The organism is Haematomicrobium sanguinis DSM 21259 (genome assembly GCF_000688395.1).
GTDB lineage: Bacteria > Actinomycetota > Actinomycetes > Actinomycetales > Micrococcaceae > Haematomicrobium > Haematomicrobium sanguinis.
Genome location: NZ_JIAG01000001.1, coordinates 34,963 through 54,192, shown reverse-complemented (window position 1 = coordinate 54,192; position 19,230 = coordinate 34,963). Strand labels below are relative to the sequence as shown.

Sequence of the window (19,230 nt, the reverse complement as noted above, 5' to 3'; positions counted from 1 at the left end):
TTTTGATTTGCCCGTCTAGCTCTCGACGCCGAAGCGTTCGGCGAGCTGGTCAATGACGGCGTTGGCGCCCTGCAAACTCACCGACGAGACGTAGGTGCGGTCATCGACAAAGACGATGTCCCCGGTGAGGCGCTTCCACAGCGGGTTGTTTTGGTATTCCTCGGCGCGAGCCTTGATTTCTGGGTTCTGCGCCTCGTCGCCGCCATAGATGGAGACCATAATGAGCTTGGCGTCCATGTCCAGAATTGTTTCCGGGCTCATCGGAACGAGGATTGAATTGGGGTCATCCGGAGCGTCCTTGGGGCGGGGGATGCCCATGTCGCTCATGATCTCGCCAATGAAGGAGTTGCTGGTGTAGAGGCGCACGTCCTGGCTGCCAAAACGCACCAGCGAATAGGTGAGATCCGGTTGCTTCTTCATGATTGCGGCGCCGACGCGGGCCGCCTTGTCTTTATAGTCCTGAAGGAATTGTTTCGCTTCCTTTTCCTTACCCATGGCCTCACCCACGAGTTCGATGTTCTCTTTCCAGGTGGGGCCGGTGGTTTCGGAGAAAACCGTCGGGGCAATTTTGGCCAGTTCAGGGTACATATCGCCCTGGCGGACCTTGGCCGAGACGATGAGATCCGGCTTTTGGGCGAGGATCTTTTCCAGCGACGGCTCCGCGAGCGAACCCACGTCCTGGGCGTCCGCGGTCTGTGCGCTGACGTCGCCGAGGTAGTCGGGGAAGGTGTCATCGAGTGCGCGGTAATTGGTGTAGCCGACCAGGTTGCCGCCCAACAGGAGGACGGCGTCAAGGTATGAGCTGTCTAAGGCAACAATGCGTTGCGGCGCACTCGGGATTTCGGTGGAGCCCATGAAGTGTTTGACGGTGCGGGGGAATTGGGCGGTGCTTCCGCCGCTAGCTGTCTGGTTCGTCTGACCGGGGCTCTGGCTGGCGGCGTTGTTGGGGTTATTGGCGGAAGGGCTGCACGCGCTGATGGTCAAAAGCGCGGCGATCGCGGCCAGGGAGATGCCGCGTTTCGTCAAGGAGGAGTTCATAAGGGTAGCCTAACCTATGTCATTGCGTGGCAATGCGGGTTGCTGTCGGCCGACCCACGGTGACCCGAGTCGACCAATGCCGCTGCAGGCCACCAGGGTCGGCTCAAGCAAACAGACGCCATCAGGCCATGCGGTGAAGTTGCGCTTTGTCTATGCCGAAGGCCAGCGGTTTGCCGGCGACGTAGCGTTCTATCTCGTCGACCGCGGCGGCGCCCAGGCGGTGAACCTCGCGTCCAAGCGAACCGGCAATGTGTGGTGTGAGAACGACATTGGGGAGGCTGAAGAGCGGGTGGCCCTCGGGCAGTGGTTCGGGATCTGTGACGTCCAGGTATGCGTCGAGGCGTCCGCTTTCAACATGAGGAAGTAGCGCAGTGTGATCGAGCAGTCTGCCACGGGCGGTATTAATCAGAAGCGCGCCGTCCGGGAGCAGGTCGAGTTGTTTCTTCCCGATCATGTGGTGAGTTTCGGGGATATCCGGCGCGTGAATGGTGAGAACGTCGGACTGCGCACAAATCGTGTCCAGGTCGGAGAGCGTGGCACCAAGGTTGAGTGCCTCGGCTTCGGAGAGATAGGGATCGTAGATGGAGACGTGCATTCCGGTGCCGCGAAGCAGCGTAGCTACGAGCCTGCCAACATGTGAGGCGCCGATAATGCCGACCCGGGCGCCAAATGCGCCGACCGGGTGGGCGCGGTCTGCCGGGAGCGCTCGATTTCCGGCAGGGTTCGCCGCATATTGTTTCCGGAAGGCTTCGGCGCGCTTGAGCCCCATAATGATGCAGGCGAAAGTGTATTCGGCCACTGGTATGGCGTTGGTTGCGGCGGCACTGGACACGACAATTCCGCGGTCGAAGGTGGACGTCGGGACAATGCCTTTGACGGTGCCGGCGGTGTGAATGATGGCGCGCAATTTCGCGGCGTGATCGAGGAGTTCGTCGGTGAGCGGCGGTGCGCCCCACCCTGTGATGAGCACTTCGGTCTGTGCCAGCAGGTCTTGTGCGGCTTGGCTCTCGAAGCTTTCGATCGGCGGCGCGTCCGCAACGGTGCAGGTGCGCTCAAGCCGTGCGAAGTCGGCGGGAGCAAAGATCTCGCTGAGATCGATGCCGCTCAAGGCGAATAGGGCGTTTGGGTGGTGCTCGGTCGACGTAGCGTGCGCCGGGGGGATGGTGAAGTCTGCAAGGTCGTGCGAGGGCATCGGCGCTCCTGGGTGACTCATTGTGTCTGCCGTTTCATACCAACCTACTGGGCGATGGTTGCGTTTGTTCGCAAGTAGAACTGGTGAACTAACACTGAGCGTCACATGGTTGTGATATAGAACACATGTGTGATATCCTTAAGGAATCAAGACGCGAGTGCCGGACCTGGGGGGTGAAGGCAATGAGCGAGGACCACCAGGGTTCCGAAGAGCACAATTACATCGTCTCGTCCGGCTCTGACATTGAGTTCGGTTTCGCCGAGGCGACCTCGCGGCTATTGACCGCAGCGAACCGCATTGCGACGCAGGGTCATGACATGTCACGTTGTGAACTGACGGAGCTGAGTCAGCAGGTTGAGGCCCAAGCCCGAGCGGTTGAAGCGCTGCAAACAATGCTGACCGGAGTCATGGATCAGGTGCGGGTTGCTAGTAGTCCCTTGGGCAACAGCTTCGGTTGGGAAAAGGAACCAGAGCACCCGCAATATCGAAACATCAAAGATTTTCTCACCGACACCTTGCGGATTTCGACTGCGGAAGCGAACCGTCGCGTGCGTCTTGCCAAGGCGGTGACACCAACTCGTACGGTGCTCGGCGACCTTCTCCCTGCCGCGCAACCGGAACTGAGTCGCCTAGTGCTCAGCGGTGAGGTCAGCGCCGAGACGGCCGGAATCATCAGCCGCACCGTGAAAGAAATCAAGACGCTCTCTCCGCGAACCGAGGAGGGTCATGAGGCGATGCAACACTTGTCGCCGGAGCAGATGGGCGAGGCGGCGGAAGAGTTCCTCTGTGAGCAGGCACCGGAATGCGGGCCCGCAGAACTCGGGCGTCTGGCGAACCGGTGGAAACTTTTTGCAAATCCCGATGGTGCCGAACCCACCGAGAAGTACCTTGCGCTAAAGCAGGGCATCTTTGATCTCGGCGTTGAAAACGATTTACACGTCATCCTTGCCCGGATGACGTCTGCGCAGTATGAAGCGCTCATGGGCTCAACCGACCTGCTGATGGCAGTGGAGAAGCGGCGGGGCGTCTCTAGCGACAATGGCTATGACATTGCCGGCGCGGACCCGGTTTTGCTCTCCACGGCGGGGATCGAGCCCACGCCGGCCCAGAAACGGCTGGATGCGCTTATTTCTCTTATGCAACATCCGGAGCTGGTTTCGCCGGAAACGGATTCGCACACAACCATCCTGGCCACGATCGATTATGACGAGCTCTTTGGGAAACTCAAGGGTGCCTCAGGAACTAAGGACGTGGACAAGACCGCGTCCAACGACGAAACCCTCCGGGACGCCGTGACACGGGCGGGTGGAGAGTCCTTTTACCAGAGCTCCGCTCAACTTCAGTATTCCGGGCCGGTGAGCTCGTCGGTCCTGCGGAAGCTGGCTTGTGAGGCGGAAATTATCCCGGTTGTTCTTGGGGGCGATGCGCAGCCGCTGGACCTCGGACGATCGCGCCGATTGTTCACTCGGGCACAGCGCATGGCACTGGCCAGCCGCGACAAGGGTTGCATTTTCCCGGGGTGTGATGCGCCCATCGGGCGCTGCGAAGCGCATCATGTGGACCACTGGAATGCCCACGACGGCGAAACCAACGTCAACAATGGCGCGCTCTTATGTTCCTATCACCACCACGTGATCCACAAGGGTGTGTGGAAACTCGCCATTATCGACAATCTGCCCTGGGTGATCCCGCCGCCATGGATCGATGGCACCCGAAAACCGCGAAGAAACACCTTCCACACCATCGGGATGACCCAACCTCCCGGCCGATCTGCTTAGCGCGATTCGCCTTATGTTCTAACTGGGGTTCCCGTTGGCTTGCGCGTACCGGAGGATACCCGGAATTGCGGTGTCGATCTCTTGCCAGGTGGTTTCAAAGTCTTCGTCGCCGCCGTACCAGGGATCGGCGATGCCCTGCTCGTCGACCCCGGCATCGGCGACGCGCGGGTCAAAAGACCGGAACATCCGCTCCTTCTCTTTGGAAGCCGCGTCGGGCGCGGTTGCTCGCAGAAACCGGTAGTGATCCATAGCCAGAATCAGGTCATTGTCCGCAAAGTCGGAGTCGGTCACTTTTCGAGCGCGGATATCTGTACCTCCGGAAGATCCGTGCTCCCGCAAGGTTGCCAGCGCCCGCTCGTCCATTCCGCTACCGCTTTCCCATCCGGTGATGGCCGCAGAATCCACCGCAACGTCCGCACCGAGAGCATCGGCGGCCTCGCGGATCATCACCTCTGCCATGGGGGACCGGCAAATATTTCCAGTACACACCGTCAGAATTCGGTAGCTCACCCAAACCTCCGTAATGAAGCGCAGTCAATGGCCCTTCTTGCGTCAACGCGAAAGATTCCAGCCTACTTCCCGACGGTGCTGAGGTCCTTCGCTTTGGTTTCGGGCAGAGTGAAAATTACCGATGCGCTCACGAGCAGCAGCACAATCGAGTAGACCGTAAACATCCACGTCATGTTGATCGATGCAAACCAGCCCTGCAGGTACGGTGCGGTTCCACCAAACAGCGCAACGGCGATCGAATAGGGCACCCCGAGGCCAACGGTGCGAATCCCGGTCGGGAAGATCTCGGCAAAAACCGCGGGCGCTACCGCGGAAAATGCCGAGATGAACATCAGCATCGCGCTCATTGCCACAAACAACTGCCACGGCGAATCCTTGATGAGCAGCGTCATGGGAGCCGTCAACACCGCTGGAACCAACGCGCCAATCAGCAGGACGGGTTTGCGTCCAATCCGGTCCGAGAGTCTCCCCCAGAACGGCAGCATCGCCATGAATACCAGGTTGGAGACGACCCCTGCCCACAGCGCCACCGATGCTTCAAACTTCAATACCGATGTCGCGTACGCGGCCGCCGAAATCGACCACACGTAGTAGATCACGGTCAGCCCCACGACCAATCCGATCACTTGAAAAGCTTGCTTTCGGTGCGCAAAAATCTGTGCCCAGAGCCGCTCCTTGGCGACGTCCTCTTTCGCAGTGCTAAAGGTCTCTGTCTCGTGCAATCGCGCCCGCATGACCAAACCGTAGAGCCCAAAAACCGCCCCCAGAATGAACGGTATTCGCCACCCGTAGGCCATCATGGCGTCCTTGGGGAGAATCGAGGACATAATGGCGCCGAGAAGCATCCCAAAAACAATGCCAATGGTTCCGGAGAAGTAAATAAACGAAGACCACAATCCGCGCCGTTCCCGCGGCGCCATTTCCGCCAGATAGGTCTGCGCGCTCGGCAGTTCGCCACCGTGCGCGAGCCCTTGAGCTAGCCGCGCCAACAGCAGAATCAGCGACGCCCATGCACCAATCGACTCGTACGTCGGCACCAGGCCAATGACCAGGCTGCCCACCGATGCCACGGCAATGGCTAGCGTGAGAGCCGCTTTCCGCCCGATGCGGTCTCCGATCCAGCCGAACACGAACCCGCCAAACGGCCTGGCAATGAACCCGACCGCGAACACCGCAAGCGCAGCCAAAAATGCAGAGGTGGGGTCATCCGGATTGAATAGTTGCACCGAAAAGTAGGACACAAACGTGGAATAGACCGCCCAGTCGTACCACTCCACAGCGTTGCCAATGCCAGTGCCGAGCAAGGTCTTCATGGTCGATTGCCGAGGAGCGCCTGATGCCCTCTGGTCAGTTGCCGGAGTCGAAGTCATAGTTGATTGTCACACCGGCACGCCCCGAAAGCTAGCAATTGGTCTGACGAATTTAGCCGGAGGGCATCATTCAAGAGCGTTTCAGCGCCACCAAACTCTCGGCACTCGCTCGCACCGCGTCCTCGGCTGAGCGCGGGGACCACCCGAGCACCGATTGTGCTTTGGCGCTACTGACGTCCTTCTTCAAACCCAGTTGACTCACAAACTGCCGCACCTGCGGATTGATCACGCCGAGCACCCGCACCAACCAGTCCGGCGCCCGCCGCGGCGAGCGCGCCCCGGCCCCACGGAATGGCTGCACCACCGCGGCAATTTCCGCCAGACTCAGCGACGGCCCCGCCGTCGCCAAAAAGCGCTGACCCGCAGCCTCGGGGGCCACCATCGCCAACAGATGCAACTCGGCGACGTCACGCACATCAACCACGCCAAAGTTCAGATCCGGCAAAAACGGCAGCTTCCCGTCCAGCAGCTGCTGCACAATCAGAATCGACGAGGACAAATGTGCCGGATCCACCACCGGCCCAAACACCGCCACCGGATTGACCGTCGCCAACTCCAGTCCCGAATCCGAACCCGCGACAAAATCCCACGCAGCCCGCTCCGCTAGCGTCTTCGACTTCGCATACGCGCTCACATCCGCACCGTCCACATTCGTCCAGTCGGACTCGTCAAACACCTTCTCCGGCAGCCCGTACCCCATCGCCGCAAAAGACGAGGTCACCACCGCCCTCTCCACCCCGGCCCGCGCGGCCGCCCGTAGCACCCGCAACGTGCCCTCGCGCGCAGGCACAATGAGCTCGGACTCGTCCTTTGGTTGCACCGAAGGAAAGGGCGAGGCCGTGTGCAAAAGGTAAGCAACGCCGTCGAGCGCCTCATCCCACCCCTCATCCCGGGTGAGATCCGCCCGGGCAAACTCCAGCGGCGAGGGGTCCTGCCCCAGCGCCCGCACATTCGCGCGCACCGCGTCCGCCTTCGCGAGGTCCCGGACACTGGTGCGCACCGCCCACCCCTGCTCGAGCAGGCGCGCAATCACGTGCGCACCAATGAATCCGCTACCGCCGGTGACCAGAACGCGTTCCTCGGACATGCATCCTCCTTGAGTTGGGCCGTTTTCTCCCAGCATAGGGAGCGGGGGACCAGCGCGGGCAGAAAGGTCCAAAAATGACGTACGACGGCGATGCTCGCCTTGGGCGAGCCCCTCGCCGCCCGCTGTGCGCACCAAGGCGAGTGCCTGCAAAGCCGCCCTGTTGAGTTGCCGTGCGGGCGACCGGGCGCGGGCAAAGGCGGGCAACGCCGTCGTGCTTCAACCATCCATTTAAAGTTGAGCGAAGTTCACTCAACTTTTGCTTGACAAATCGGGACCCGTGAGTAAAGTTGAGTCTAGAACACTCAAGTTGAGCGCGCGCCATCCCGACGCGTGCTGAAATCCGCAACCGAAAGGAAGACGCATGTCTCGTGCAGTAGGTATTGACCTCGGAACCACTAACTCCGTGGTCGCAGTACTCGAAGGCGGCGAGCCCACCGTTATCGCTAACGCCGAGGGAAGCCGCACTACGCCATCCATCGTGGCGTTCTCCAAGTCCAATGAAGTGCTGGTCGGCGAAATCGCCAAGCGCCAGGCCGTCAACAACGTTGACCGCACGATCGCGTCGGTCAAGCGCCACATGGGTACCGACTGGACCATTGATATCGATGGCAAGAAGTACACCGCGCAAGAAATTTCCGCCCGTATTCTGCAGAAGCTGAAGACGGACGCCGAATCCTACCTCGGTGAGAAGATCACCGACGCGGTCATCACCGTACCGGCATACTTCAACGACGCCGAGCGCCAGGCCACCAAGGAGGCCGGTGAAATCGCCGGTCTGAACGTGCTGCGCATCATCAACGAGCCAACTGCGGCCGCGCTGGCATACGGTCTGGATAAGGGTAAGGAAGACGAAAACATTCTGGTCTTTGACCTCGGTGGCGGTACTTTTGACGTCTCGCTCCTGGAAGTGGGCAAGGACGAGGATGACTTCTCCACCATTCAGGTGCGCGCCACTGCCGGTGACAACCGCCTCGGCGGTGACGACTGGGATCAGCGCATTGTGGATTGGCTCTTGCAGCAGCTGAAGTCCAAGGGCATTGACCTGTCCAAGGACAAAATCGCATTGCAGCGTCTGAAGGAAGCGGCGGAGCAGGCCAAGAAGGAACTGTCTTCGGCAACCTCCACCAACATCTCCTTGCAGTACCTTTCCGTGACTCCCGATGGCCCGGTGCACTTGGATGAGCACTTGTCTCGCGCGAAGTTCGAGGATCTGACCAAGGATCTGCTCGAGCGCACTAAGAAGCCATTCGAGGACGTCATTAAGGAAGCCGGCATCACCGTCAAGGACATTGACCACGTGATTCTGGTCGGCGGCTCGACCCGTATGCCGGCGGTGACCGAACTGGTCGAGAAGCTCACCGGCAAGGAGCCGAACAAGGGCGTGAACCCGGATGAGGTTGTGGCTGTGGGCGCTGCCCTGCAGGCCGGCGTGCTGAAGGGTGAGCGCAAGGACGTGCTGCTCATTGACGTGACTCCGCTCTCCCTCGGTATTGAAACCAAGGGTGGCGTGATGACCAAGCTCATTGAGCGCAACACCGCGATTCCGACCAAGCGTTCGGAGACCTTCACGACCGCCGATGACAACCAGCCGTCCGTGGGCATTCAGGTGTTCCAGGGCGAGCGCGAGTTCACTCGGGACAACAAGTCGCTGGGCAACTTCGAGCTGACCGGTATTGCTCCGGCTCCGCGTGGCGTGCCGCAGATCGAGGTCACCTTTGACATTGACGCCAACGGCATTGTGCACGTGTCCGCGAAGGACAAGGGCACCGGCGCCGAGCAGTCGATGACCATTACCGGTGGCTCCTCGCTCTCGCAGGAGGACATCGACCGCATGGTCAAGGATGCCGAAGAGCACGCTTCGGAGGACAAGAAGCGCCGCGAAGAGGCCGAGACTCGTAACTCGGCCGAGCAGTTGGCCTACCAGACCGACAAGTTGCTTGCCGATAATGCCGACAAGCTGCCCGAAGAGGTCAAGACCGAGGTGCAAACCGACGTTGACGATCTGAAGAAGGCGCTGGAAGGCACCGACAACAATGACGAGGTCAAGGCCGCGTTCGAGAAGTTGCAGGCATCCCAGGCCAAGTTGGGCGAGGCGATCTACGCTTCGGCTCAGGCTGACGGCGCTGCCGGTGATGCGAATGATGCGGGTGCCGGTGCTTCGGGCGATGGTTCAGGCTCGGGCGATTCCGATGAGGACATCGTGGACGCCGAGGTTGTCGACGAAGACGAAGACAAGAAGTAATTCATGTCTCAAGATCACGGATACAACCAGGACCGAGACGCACAAGGCTCGGAAAACCCCGAGGAGCCCGTGAGCTTTGTTGACAAACGCCGTGTTGACCCTGAGACCGGGCAAGTCCGGTCTCAGGGCTCGGGCCCAGAGTCAGCCGAGCCATTTGAGGACCTTGGCGAAGAAGAGATAGTGGACGCAGAAGTGGTAGATGACGCATCAGATGCGCAGAACACGCAGGACCCATTGGCCCAAGATCCATTGGCCCAGGCCGAGCAGGTGTTGAAGGACGCCGAGGCGGCGGGTGTTGGTGCGGCCGGCGCAAACGGTGCCGCGGGCGCTGGCGCGGGCGGCGAGTCCGCCGAATTGCGGAACGATCTTCTGCGCCTGCAAGCCGAGTATGTGAACTACCGCAAGCGCGTTGAACGCGACCGCGCCGTGGCCGGTGAAATGGCCGTGGTCGGTGTGTTGAACTCGCTGCTGCCGGTGTTGGATGACATTGACGCTGGCCGTGCCGCCGGTGACTTGGAGGGCGGCCCGTTTGCGGCTATCGCCACCAAGTTGGAATCCACACTGGAAAAGTACGGATTGCAACGCATCAACGAGACCGGCGTCGAGTTCGACCCGAACATCCATGAAGCCCTCATGCAGCAGCCCAGCTCCGAGGTCGCAGTGGACACCGTGCAACAGATCTTGCGTTCCGGTTACCGGAACAAGGATCGCGTGCTTCGCGCCGCCCAAGTGATCGTGGCCGTCCCCGAGTGACCCACCCCTTGCATCTATGTAGCGCGACACGCCGAGAAAAGTGCCCGGCACACGGCGTGTCGCGCTACATAGACGGGGAGAGAGAGGAGTTGTCTTGGCGAGCCAGGACTGGATAGACAAGGACTTCTACAAGATGCTCGGCGTCGCCAAGGACGCTTCGGAAGCGGACATTAAGAAGTCATACAGGAAACTTGCCCGCAAGTATCACCCGGACCAAAACCCGGGAGATGAAGCGGCAGAAAAGAAATTTAAGGAAATCTCCGAAGCCTTTTCGGTGCTTTCCAACCCGGAGGACCGGCAAGAGTATGACGCGATCCGTGCCATGGGGTCCGGCGCGCGTTTTACGGCAGGCGCACCCGGCGGCGCCGGTGGTTCGGCGGGGTTCGAGGACGTCTTCGGTGGACTGTTCGGGCAAGGCGGAAGGCGCAGCGGTGGCTTTTCCACCGGCGGCGCCGGCGGCTATTCGTCCGGCGGCATTCCTCCCGAGTTCGCTGACCTCTTTGGCGGCGGCGGATTCGGCGGGGGCGGCTTCGGCGGTTACCAACAGTACGAACCAACCCCGCAAAAAGGCGCAGACCGGGTCGCCGAAACAACGATCTCCTTTGGCGGAGCCATGCGCGGCACCACTATCGGACTGCGGGAACCGGACGGTCACGTCATCGATGTGCGCATACCTGCGGGCATCAAAGACGGCCAGAAGGTTCGGGTCAAAGGTAAGGGCTCGCCCGGGGCAGCCGGTTCCGGCGATCTCATGGTCACGGTGCATGTCGCCCCGCACAAGTTTTTTGTGCGCGACGGGGACAACATCCGCATCCATGTGCCGGTCAGCTTCAATGAGGCCGCCCTCGGCGGAACCATCGAAGTCCCGACCATCACCGGGGAGACCGTCAAGGTCAAAGTGCCCGCTGGATCCAAGTCCGGACGCACTTTGCGCCTCAAGGGTCGCGGCGTGAAAACCGCCAAGACCACCGGCGACATGCTCGTCACCTTGGACGTCGTCGTTCCGCAAAACCTCAATGAGGCCGCCAAGAAAGCGGTTGCGGACTTCGCCGATGCGACCAAGGGCGAGGACCCCCGCTCGGGCCTGATGGCTCAAGCAAAACTCTAAGCAGACCGTCAAGACAACGGCGACACGCTAGAAAAGGACACCTGTCATGGACATCGACCAGGACGAGCCGGTTTACGTCATTTCGGTGGCGGCCGAGCTCGCAGGAATGCATGCCCAGACCCTGCGCCAATACGACCGGATGGGCCTGGTCTCGCCTTCGCGAGCACCGGGCCGATCCCGGCGCTACTCTCACCACGACATCGAAACCCTGCGCCAAATTCAAAACCTCAGCCAAGAAGGCGTTTCCCTGGAGGGCATCCGCCGCATCCTGGATTTGGAACGCCAAATCTCGGCAATGCGCTCCATGGTGCAGGGCCTGCACAGTGAAATCATGACCCTTCGCAGCGCCGTGGGCAGCAACTCGCGAGTCTTCGCCGCGAGCGCTCGCGCGGGCGACGTCATCAGCCTCAACCTCGGTGAGCGCCCTGGTAGCGAGCGCACCATCACCTTCGGCACCCGCGCGCTCGGCCGGTAGCCCGCCCGACCCACCGGCTAGCGCGCCCGGCCGGTCGCCCTCCCAGCGCACCGGGCACCCCGTTCAACAACAATTCGCTCGACATTCACACGCCACCCCTGACAGCCCAACAATCGCGGCGCTACCGTCAAAACATGAGCGATTTCACGGATATCGAGTACACAGAGATCGAGTACACCGATCAGCGCATCAATGACGTTCTGGACTGCACCGAGGACACCTCGAACCCCATCATCTTGAGCCAAGAGGCGCTCGCGGGTACTGACGAAGACCTCCTGGAATGCAACGTTGAGACCGTCAATGCGCTCCTCGACGCGCTCCTGGAGGACCAGGAAATCTCCACCGACGCGCTGCGCAGCTACTACGTCGACTACTACTTCACGCAGATGACCGCCGGCGGCTTCACCGACTTCATCTCCGACTCCGGCTGGGACCCCACGGTCAACGACTACATCCTCCAGGGCCTGAAGCTCATGGGCGCGAACACCCACCTCGAGCATTTCCGGGCGGGTCTCGCGGCTTTTGAGCACCTGAGCGAGGAGGACAAGGAAGAGCTCGCCGAAAGCGAGTTCATCAATATTGTGATCACCAGCGATTCGCTCACCGAAGAGAAGAACGACGGCGATGCCTCCGACACTCTTGGCTCACCTGAAGACCCACTCACCGACATCTTCGACGACTTCGACGAGGAATTCGAAGAAATCGAGCAGCAAGAGGACCTCACCGCGCTCAACGCACAATGGTTGCGCGGGCTGTCCAACGTGAACATTGTGGCGGAGAAGGATATCCCGACCGCGATCGATATCCTCGTCGCGGCCATTCCCAACTTGAAGGAGCGCCAAGAGGTCGCGCGGGCGCGAGAAGACGAGGCCACCCCAGAGTTTGAGCACATTATTCGGGCGCTCGCCGACTCGATCGGCCAGGAAGTCGAGTCGATCACGATCGGCGACCCCAACTTCGAGTGGCAGGGCGAATCCGCGATGGCATGGCACTTCAACACGGATGTGGGCGAATACGTCATGGTCAGCCGCGACAACAAGGCGTACATGATCGATGGCGAATCGCGCGAGACCGTCGTCGAAGCCGAGATCGAATACGAAGACGCCTGACCCAACCCACCCCTTCGCCGAGTCGGCACGTTTTCCGCTATAGACACTGTTTTTAGCGGAAGATGTGCCGACTCGGCGAAGGGGTGGGTTGCGCGGCGGCGAAGGGGTGGGTTGCGCGGCGGGGGTTAGGCGGCGGAGGTCGCTCCCCGCTTGCGCACCGGGAGGAGCGCAATCACCAGGCCCAGGATCGCGACCGCCGCCGAGAGGTATAGCCCGGGGCGGAAGCTATCCAAGACCACAGCAGCCGAGGCCGCCTCGGATGACCCGCTCCCCACGGAGGCTGCGGCACCCGAGGTGACTAACGCCGTCGTAATTGCCAAGACGATTGCCGCGCCCACCTGCGCGCTGGACTGAATGAGTCCCGCGGCGAGGCCTTGTTCGGCGTCTTTGATGCCGCTGGTGGCTTGGACGTTGATCGCCGGGAAGCCGAGCGCGAACCCGAGGCCGAGCAGGATGACCGAGGGCAGGATGTCCAGCGCGTAGTTCGGGGTCGCGCCGATGCGCAGGAACAGCACGTAACCGACCACGAGCGAGATCATGGCGATGCCGATCGGAATGCGGGTGCCGATGCGGTCGATTACCTTGTCCATGAACGTTGCGCTGACCAACACCACGAGTCCGGCGGGCAGCAGCGCGAGGGCCATGGATAGCGGCGTCCAGCCCAGCACGTCCTGGAGGAAGAGCGTCAGCAGGAATTGGAAACTCAGGTAGGAGCCGAACAGCGCCACGATGGAGATGTTCGCGCGGGCGACCAGGCCTTGGCGGAAGATGCCGAAGCGCACCAGCGGATGCTTGACCTTGAGCTCGATGAGCGTGAAGGCGGCGAGCAGGATGGCGGCCGCGATAAACCCGATCACGGTTGCCGGGGCGCCCCAGCCGACGTTGCCGGCCGAGACCACGGTGTAGACCAGGGTCAGCATGCCGAGCGCGAGCGTGGCGGCGCCGCCGATGTCGTGGCCGCCCTCGGCGTCGGGCTTGTCGCGGGGGATGAACTTGAGTCCGATGAGCACCGCGGCGATCGCGAAGGGAACCGAGAACAGGAAGGTCCAGCGCCAGGAAAGCGAAGTCATGAGCCCGCCGACCACCAGGCCGAGCGAGAAGCCGGAGGCACCGAACATCGTGAAGATGGAGATGGCTTTGTTGCGGTGTGGGCCTTCGGGGAAGTTGGTGGTGATGATGGAGAACGCGGTGGGTGCGGTGAAGGCCGCGGCGACGCCTTTGATGAAGCGGGTCGCGATAATGACGGCCGGGTCGTTGACGAGGCCGCCGAGCAGAGAGGCCGCCGCGAAGACGGTGAGCGCGATCAGGAAAATGCGCCGCCGCCCAAGCAGGTCCGCCATGCGGCCGCCCAAGAGGAGCAGTCCGCCGTAGCCGAGGACGTAAGCGGAGACAATCCATTGCAGGCTCGCCGGGTCCAGGCCAAAGGTTTGCCCGATTGAGGGGAGCGCGACGCCCACCATGGACACGTCGAGAGCGTCGAGGGCGAGGACGGAGGAGACAGTGAGAAGCAGGATCCACCGGGCCGCGTTCCAACCGAGCTTCTTGGGGTTGGCGGGTTCGGGGGCGGGTTCGGGGGCAACGGGCTTGGGTGCTGCGGGCGCCGAGGGAGCCGTCTGTGCCGCGTTGGCCGCGTGGGCCGCGGAATCGGTGGTCGGTGTGAGTGAGGGCAATGCAGTTTTCTGTGCCATGAGCACCAATGTATATGACACGGAATAGAATGACAAGGAAATCAATACCGTGGAATATTATTACGTAACATGCTAAGATGGGCGCATGCCTAGCAAGACCCAAGACCGGCTCGTAGACCAATGGCGCGAAACGCAGCGGGCGTACACCGCAACGGCGGCGCGCTTGGAGAAGGCTTTAGAAGCCCACGGTCTTGGGCTCAATGAATTTGAGGTGTTGGACCGCGTGGCCGAGGTCCCCAAAAATGAGTGCCTCATGAAGGACCTCACCGAATTGTGCCCGCTCACTCAGAGCGCGCTCTCGCGAATTGTGGATCGCCTGGTCAAGGCTGGTTACATGCAGCGCGTGTCCTGTGACGCGGACCGGCGCGCCATTTTCCTGAAGATCACCGACGCCGGCCGCGAGGTGCACGCTCGGGCCGCCGAGTCCTACCGCGACGCCCTCTCCTCATCTATGTAGCACTAAATGCCCATCCTGAGGCAAACATGGGCATTAAGTGCTACATAGTCGAGGGGGTTACTCGAAGAGCGCGGCGAGATCATCCCCGCCCAAGCGCACCTGATCCAAATCCCCGGTCATCACATCGGAAAACAGTTGGCTCTTCGCGGCCTTGAGCGCCATGACCTTGTCCTCGATCGTCCCGCGCGCCACCAGCCGATACACCATGACCTGCCGGTCTTGCCCAATGCGGTGTGTACGGTCCACGGCCTGCGCCTCAGAGGCCGGATTCCACCACGGATCCAAAATGAACACGTAATCCGCCTCGGTCAGGTTCAGCCCGAACCCACCGGCCTTGAGTGAAATCAGGAACAGCTGGTTCGGCCCCTCCTTGAACTGAGCAATGACCTCGGACCGGCGCCGCGTGCCACCATCCAAATAGGAGTACTCCACCCCAGCGGCATCCAGCCGATCCCGCAGCTTCCCCAAAAACCCGGTGAACTGGCTGAAAATCAGCGCCTTATGCCCCTCGGCCAGGACGTCCTTCAACTGGTCCATGAGCGCGTCCAGCTTCGAGGAAGACACCGCGGTCAGCGACGCATCCACGAGCGAGACATCCAAACTCAATTGCCGCAACCGCGTGAGCGACTGGAAAATCGTGAATCGATTCTTCTCGACATCCGCCAGCAACCCCAGAACCTTCTGCCGCTCGCGCTGCAAATGCGTCTGATACACCTTCAAATGCTGTGGATTGAGCTCAATCTCCAACACCTGCTCCTGCTTCGGCGGCAGCTCCTTGACCACGGCTTCCTTGGTGCGCCGCAGCATGAGCGGGGCGGCCCGGCGCCGCAGCAGCGCCAGCCGCTCCGGGTTCCGCGCCTTCTCGATCGGCCGTCCATAAAAGTCCGCAAACCGTTGCGCATTGGGAAACAGCCCCGGCGCCACGATCGAGAGCAGCGACCACAGCTCCATCAAATTGTTCTCCAGCGGCGTCCCCGAAATCGCGACCTTGAACCGCGCATCCAGCATCCGCGCGGCAACATACGCCTTCGACTTCCGGTTCTTCACAAACTGCGCCTCATCCAGCACCAGCCCGGCCCACGGGCGCGCACCGTAAATCGCCTCGTCGATCCGAAACAGCGCGTACGAGGTCACCACCACATCCACCTCGTCAAACACCTCGGCCGCGTCCAGCCGCGACTTCTTAAACGTCTCGGTGATGGTCTTGACGCGCAGCCCAGGCGCAAACCGCGCCGCTTCGCTCGCCCAGTTGCCCACCACGGAGGTGGGGGCAACCACCAAAAACGGCTGAGGTACGACGACGCCCCTCGCCTCGGTTGCGCCGCTCGCCTCGGCGTCCGGTTCAGTGGGCGCCTCCGTGGCCACGCGCCCCGCCGATTCCCGAGCGCTGTCCTTCGCGTACTGCATGAGCGCCAAGGTTTGCAGCGTCTTGCCCAGACCCATGTCATCGGCCAGGATTGCGCCGAGTCCGTGGTCGTGTAAGTAGGCGAGCCACTGGAACCCTTCGACCTGGTAGCCGCGCAGCGTCGCGTTGATCGAATTGGGGACCGCGGCCGGTTCGCTCTGCCCTTGCTTGAGCGCGGCGACCTGGCGTTTCCAGCGTTCGGCTTGTTCGGTCACGACGGCCAAACCGGTCAGCTCATCCCAGAATCCCAGCTGGAACTTGGAGACGCGCAGTTTCCCGTCGTTGATTTCCTGCATTTCGCGGGCCTCATCGATGAGCTTGCGCAACTCGTCAAACTCGGGTGCATCCAGCGAGAAGTACTTGCCCGAGCGCAAAAGCATCTTCCGGTGCCCGGCGGCCAGCTCGGTGAAAACCTGCCCAAAGGCGACGAGCTCATCATCCAGGCGGATGGTGATCTCTAAGTCAAACCAGTCCCGTTCAACCTTCGGGTTATCGCTTTCGGCGGTGCCGACCTGGATGACCGGCGCGTTTTCGGCCTCTCTATAGTCCAGCGGCTCGCCCTCGATCGTGATCTCGACACCCTCGATGTCTCTCCAGGCCGGTAACAACTCTTGCGTGAACGTGACGGTGTCGAAACCTTGCAACGTCGCGTCGGGGGCCAGTTGCGTCGTGCCATTGGCGGCCGGAGTCCCGAGCGGGCGCACGCGTTCCCAGGGCCGTCCGATGGCTCGCACAATGTCGCTTTCCGCTTGGCTGTCACGGTAAGCATCGCCGTCGTACGCGTATAAAGGTTGGATGGTGAACCGGTCTTGGACCGGGTAATGCCACTCGAAGTGCACCCGGACCAGGTGATTTTCCTGGTAGCGGGCGAGCACGGAAAGGCGCGGCGGGGTGTACTCGGGCAGTTCGACGCTCGCGTCCTCCGCCGTGACGGCCACGCTCTGCTGCAGCCGCGGCAGATACTGCGTCATGAATTTGTCGGCATCTTGCAGGGGGATGCGCAGGCTCCCGGTTTCGGTGAGGAAGCGGTGCACTGGCGCGGTGAGGGGGCGCGCGAGCGGGGAGAGGTGCAGGGTCTTGGCGTCGCCGGGCTCGCCGTCAAGCCACATGATGCCGTGGGCTGGCTGACCCACCGTGAGGAGCTCGGATGCGGGGTGCGCAGTGCCGTCCACGGTGGCGGCCATCTGCGCGGTGAGCGCGTCCGTTTTGGTCAGGCCGAGCGTCACGGTGGCGGGTTCCTCGATCGCGACGGTGAGATTCTTGTCGAGGGACACCAGGGGCAGCCCGATGTCTTGGGCGTCGCGGAGCAAATCCCAGATGGCGCGAGTTTCGTAGAGATTCAGGTTGAGCCAGCCGTCGTGGGCGCGATTGAAGGGTTGCGGGGTGCGGCGGAAGCCCTGAAGGAAGTCGATCAGCCAGTCGAGCTGTTTCTCGTTGAATTTGCGCGAGTAATTGAGGTAGTTGAGGTTATCCCAGCCGATGTTGGAACGGATCCAGCTGCCGCGTGCACCGAGGGAAACCGGGCGGACTCGTACCGAGGTGTGTGCTTGGCCGCGGCTAAATTTGCGGCGGGTGGCGGCGGGCTCGGCGTCGAAGGCGAGCGCGAGCGGGGTCATACCGGATTCGGATTGCGGCGGCGTGATGAGATTGCGCAGCGAGCTTTCCCACATTTCATCCACGCGCGCTTCGGGTTCCTCGGCGGGAATGTCTTCCAGGTGGAAGTCGCGGCGCAGCGCGTTAACGATCTTTTCTTCGCGCAGTGCCGCCGTCACCAGTGCCACCGAGTGTTTGCAATCCGTGGACACCGGGCAGGAGCAGATGCCGACTGCCATGGTCCACAGGTTTTCCTCGACCGTACCGTGCTCGTCCTTGGCGGGGACGATCTTCGCCATCGTGTTGTACCGGTGCGAGCCCGAGCCTTGCACCGTGCCGCGCAGCATTTTCATGGCCGGTTCCCACAAGATGGTGGTGACCCGGCCCGAGTCGGCATAGTCGAAGCCGCGGTCCAAGGTGGCCTCATCGATGGCGAAGTTGCCGTCCTCAAAGCGCGGAAGCCAGGACTGCATGGCAGTCATGGGCGCGGCGTCCGGACAAGTTCAAAGTCGGTGGCTTCCCGGCCGGCCTCACGTGCCTTGTTTTCAAAACTGGTCAGAATGCGGCCCGCAAAACGCGGGGCGACGCCCGCAATGCGTTCGCCGTCCTCGGTGTAAGGCAGGCCGAGGGTATCCGGGTGTTGGTTTTCGAACTGCTCGGCGGTACGCAGGACTTCGGCAATGTGCGCGGCGTACTCGACCCAATCGGTGGCCAGGCGCCAGGTGCCGCCGTCCTTCAGTACACGCGCGGCGAGGGGCACCAGCGAATCCTTGACCAGGCGGCGCTTGTGGTGGCGGGTTTTGTGCCAGGGGTCGGGGAAGAAGACCCACAACTCGTCGACCGTGCCTTCGCTAAGCGTGGTCGCCAGCACTTCCGGGGCATTGGCTTCGATCAGGCGGAGGTTGGTGAGACCGAGCGGCCCGGCCTTTTGCAGGGTTTGCGCCAGGCCCGGACGGTACACCTCGACGGCCAGGAAGTCGGTGTCCGGGTTGGTGCGGGCGGCGTGCACAATGGCTTCACCGAGCCCCGAGCCGATTTCGACGACGAGTTTGGCTTCCCTGCCAAAGGTCGCCTTGGCATCGAACAGGTAAGCGGGGTCAACGCTGGTGTCGGCTTCGAGGCGTGGCACATCGATGACGAATTGTGGCGCGTACTCATCCCACGCTTGCTGACGGCGGCCCTGAAGTCTGGAGCCGCGGCGCACAAAGGAGACGGGTTCGGGGCGGTAATTTCCGGTGCCGGCCTCTGGGCGCATCGCGGTGCTCGGGGCGTGGTGCGCGTTCGTGTCGGCGGGGGTGCGCGGGGGCAAAGTAGACATTATTTCCAGTTTATCGCCGCGCTCGGCCCCGGCCTAACCCTCCCTCGTTTCGCATCCCCGTACCGCATTTTCAGAGCCGTATGCGGCTCGTGATGTGCGGTACGGGG

At 61.9% G+C, this 19,230-nt stretch carries 15 protein-coding genes; 7 read left to right on the top strand and 8 right to left on the bottom strand.

What is annotated here, in order from left to right; genetic code table 11:
• Window positions 1-15: 15 nt before the first annotated feature.
• Window positions 16-1,038 carry an ABC transporter substrate-binding protein gene (locus O148_RS0100210; RefSeq protein ID WP_026529324.1) on the bottom strand — a complete coding sequence of 341 codons (1,023 nt, stop codon included), beginning with the start codon at window positions 1,036-1,038 and terminating at the stop codon, window positions 16-18.
• Window positions 1,039-1,159: 121 nt separating this feature from the next.
• A complete protein-coding gene (locus tag O148_RS0100205) occupies window positions 1,160-2,230 on the bottom strand; it encodes a hydroxyacid dehydrogenase (protein ID WP_205618151.1) in 1,071 nt (356 codons plus the stop codon).
• A gap of 182 nt (window positions 2,231-2,412) precedes the next feature.
• Here O148_RS0100205 and O148_RS0100200 point away from each other — a divergent pair, with 182 nt between their 5' ends.
• A complete protein-coding gene (locus O148_RS0100200; RefSeq protein WP_169737482.1) occupies window positions 2,413-4,008 on the top strand; it encodes an HNH endonuclease signature motif containing protein in 1,596 nt (531 codons plus the stop codon).
• An 18-nt stretch (window positions 4,009-4,026) separates the two neighbouring features.
• On the opposite strand, the gene O148_RS0100195 is transcribed toward O148_RS0100200, so the two are convergent.
• The 3 genes from O148_RS0100195 to O148_RS0100185 all read right to left on the bottom strand — a co-directional run bounded on the left by O148_RS0100195 (window position 4,027) and on the right by O148_RS0100185 (window position 6,975).
• Entirely contained in the window at window positions 4,027-4,497 is a 471-nt protein-coding gene (locus O148_RS0100195) for a low molecular weight protein-tyrosine-phosphatase (protein ID WP_276203060.1), read from the bottom strand.
• An 83-nt stretch (window positions 4,498-4,580) separates the two neighbouring features.
• Entirely contained in the window at window positions 4,581-5,831 is a 1,251-nt protein-coding gene (locus tag O148_RS0100190) for an MFS transporter (RefSeq protein ID WP_240470748.1), read from the bottom strand.
• A 127-nt stretch (window positions 5,832-5,958) separates the two neighbouring features.
• Window positions 5,959-6,975: an SDR family oxidoreductase gene (locus O148_RS0100185; RefSeq protein ID WP_026529319.1), complete on the bottom strand. Its 1,017-nt coding sequence runs from the start codon at window positions 6,973-6,975 to the stop codon at window positions 5,959-5,961.
• A gap of 361 nt (window positions 6,976-7,336) precedes the next feature.
• On the opposite strand from O148_RS0100185, the gene dnaK reads away from it, so the two are divergent.
• The 5 genes from dnaK to O148_RS0100160 all read left to right on the top strand — a co-directional run bounded on the left by dnaK (window position 7,337) and on the right by O148_RS0100160 (window position 12,662).
• Window positions 7,337-9,217 carry a molecular chaperone DnaK gene (gene dnaK, locus O148_RS0100180; RefSeq protein WP_026529318.1) on the top strand — a complete coding sequence of 627 codons (1,881 nt, stop codon included), beginning with the start codon at window positions 7,337-7,339 and terminating at the stop codon, window positions 9,215-9,217.
• 3 nt (window positions 9,218-9,220) lie between these two features.
• Entirely contained in the window at window positions 9,221-9,970 is a 750-nt protein-coding gene (locus tag O148_RS0100175; protein WP_026529317.1) for a nucleotide exchange factor GrpE, read from the top strand.
• Between the two features lie 94 nt (window positions 9,971-10,064).
• A complete protein-coding gene (locus O148_RS0100170; RefSeq protein ID WP_026529316.1) occupies window positions 10,065-11,078 on the top strand; it encodes a DnaJ C-terminal domain-containing protein in 1,014 nt (337 codons plus the stop codon).
• Window positions 11,079-11,124: 46 nt separating this feature from the next.
• Entirely contained in the window at window positions 11,125-11,553 is a 429-nt protein-coding gene (locus O148_RS0100165) for a heat shock protein transcriptional repressor HspR (protein ID WP_026529315.1), read from the top strand.
• Window positions 11,554-11,687: 134 nt separating this feature from the next.
• Entirely contained in the window at window positions 11,688-12,662 is a 975-nt protein-coding gene (locus O148_RS0100160; protein ID WP_026529314.1) for a DMP19 family protein, read from the top strand.
• A 125-nt stretch (window positions 12,663-12,787) separates the two neighbouring features.
• On the opposite strand, the gene O148_RS13825 is transcribed toward O148_RS0100160, so the two are convergent.
• On the bottom strand, window positions 12,788-14,350 hold the full coding sequence (locus O148_RS13825) for an MFS transporter (RefSeq protein ID WP_084156839.1): 1,563 nt from the start codon (window positions 14,348-14,350) through the stop codon (window positions 12,788-12,790).
• Between the two features lie 85 nt (window positions 14,351-14,435).
• Here O148_RS13825 and O148_RS0100150 point away from each other — a divergent pair, with 85 nt between their 5' ends.
• Window positions 14,436-14,807, top strand: coding sequence for a MarR family winged helix-turn-helix transcriptional regulator (locus O148_RS0100150; protein WP_026529313.1), 372 nt, complete (start codon window positions 14,436-14,438; stop codon window positions 14,805-14,807).
• Window positions 14,808-14,864: 57 nt separating this feature from the next.
• Here the strand turns inward: O148_RS0100150 and O148_RS0100145 are convergent, their stop codons facing one another.
• Together O148_RS0100145 and trmB are read right to left on the bottom strand one after the other, a co-directional pair.
• Entirely contained in the window at window positions 14,865-18,287 is a 3,423-nt protein-coding gene (locus tag O148_RS0100145; protein WP_026529312.1) for a DEAD/DEAH box helicase, read from the bottom strand.
• On the bottom strand, window positions 18,284-19,123 hold the full coding sequence (trmB, locus tag O148_RS13820; RefSeq protein ID WP_084156837.1) for a tRNA (guanosine(46)-N7)-methyltransferase TrmB: 840 nt from the start codon (window positions 19,121-19,123) through the stop codon (window positions 18,284-18,286). The genes O148_RS0100145 and trmB overlap by 4 nt, the downstream gene beginning before the upstream one ends.
• Window positions 19,124-19,230: the final 107 nt, after the last annotated feature.

What these genes read in the sequence shown, in the direction of transcription:
- dnaK (WP_026529318.1), top strand. Translation starts at nt 7,337, where the DNA reads ATGTCTCGTGCAGTAGGTATTGACCTCGGAACCACTAACTCCGTGGTC.
- O148_RS13825 (WP_084156839.1), bottom strand. Translation starts at nt 14,350, where the DNA reads ATGGCACAGAAAACTGCATTGCCCTCACTCACACCGACCACCGATTCC.
- trmB (WP_084156837.1), bottom strand. Translation starts at nt 19,123, where the DNA reads ATGTCTACTTTGCCCCCGCGCACCCCCGCCGACACGAACGCGCACCAC.
- O148_RS0100200 (WP_169737482.1), top strand. Translation starts at nt 2,413, where the DNA reads ATGAGCGAGGACCACCAGGGTTCCGAAGAGCACAATTACATCGTCTCG.
- O148_RS0100150 (WP_026529313.1), top strand. Translation starts at nt 14,436, where the DNA reads ATGCCTAGCAAGACCCAAGACCGGCTCGTAGACCAATGGCGCGAAACG.
- O148_RS0100190 (WP_240470748.1), bottom strand. Translation starts at nt 5,831, where the DNA reads ATGAAGACCTTGCTCGGCACTGGCATTGGCAACGCTGTGGAGTGGTAC.
- O148_RS0100205 (WP_205618151.1), bottom strand. Translation starts at nt 2,230, where the DNA reads ATGCCCTCGCACGACCTTGCAGACTTCACCATCCCCCCGGCGCACGCT.
- O148_RS0100165 (WP_026529315.1), top strand. Translation starts at nt 11,125, where the DNA reads ATGGACATCGACCAGGACGAGCCGGTTTACGTCATTTCGGTGGCGGCC.
- O148_RS0100185 (WP_026529319.1), bottom strand. Translation starts at nt 6,975, where the DNA reads ATGTCCGAGGAACGCGTTCTGGTCACCGGCGGTAGCGGATTCATTGGT.
- O148_RS0100210 (WP_026529324.1), bottom strand. Translation starts at nt 1,038, where the DNA reads ATGAACTCCTCCTTGACGAAACGCGGCATCTCCCTGGCCGCGATCGCC.
- O148_RS0100175 (WP_026529317.1), top strand. Translation starts at nt 9,221, where the DNA reads ATGTCTCAAGATCACGGATACAACCAGGACCGAGACGCACAAGGCTCG.
- O148_RS0100160 (WP_026529314.1), top strand. Translation starts at nt 11,688, where the DNA reads ATGAGCGATTTCACGGATATCGAGTACACAGAGATCGAGTACACCGAT.
- O148_RS0100145 (WP_026529312.1), bottom strand. Translation starts at nt 18,287, where the DNA reads ATGACTGCCATGCAGTCCTGGCTTCCGCGCTTTGAGGACGGCAACTTC.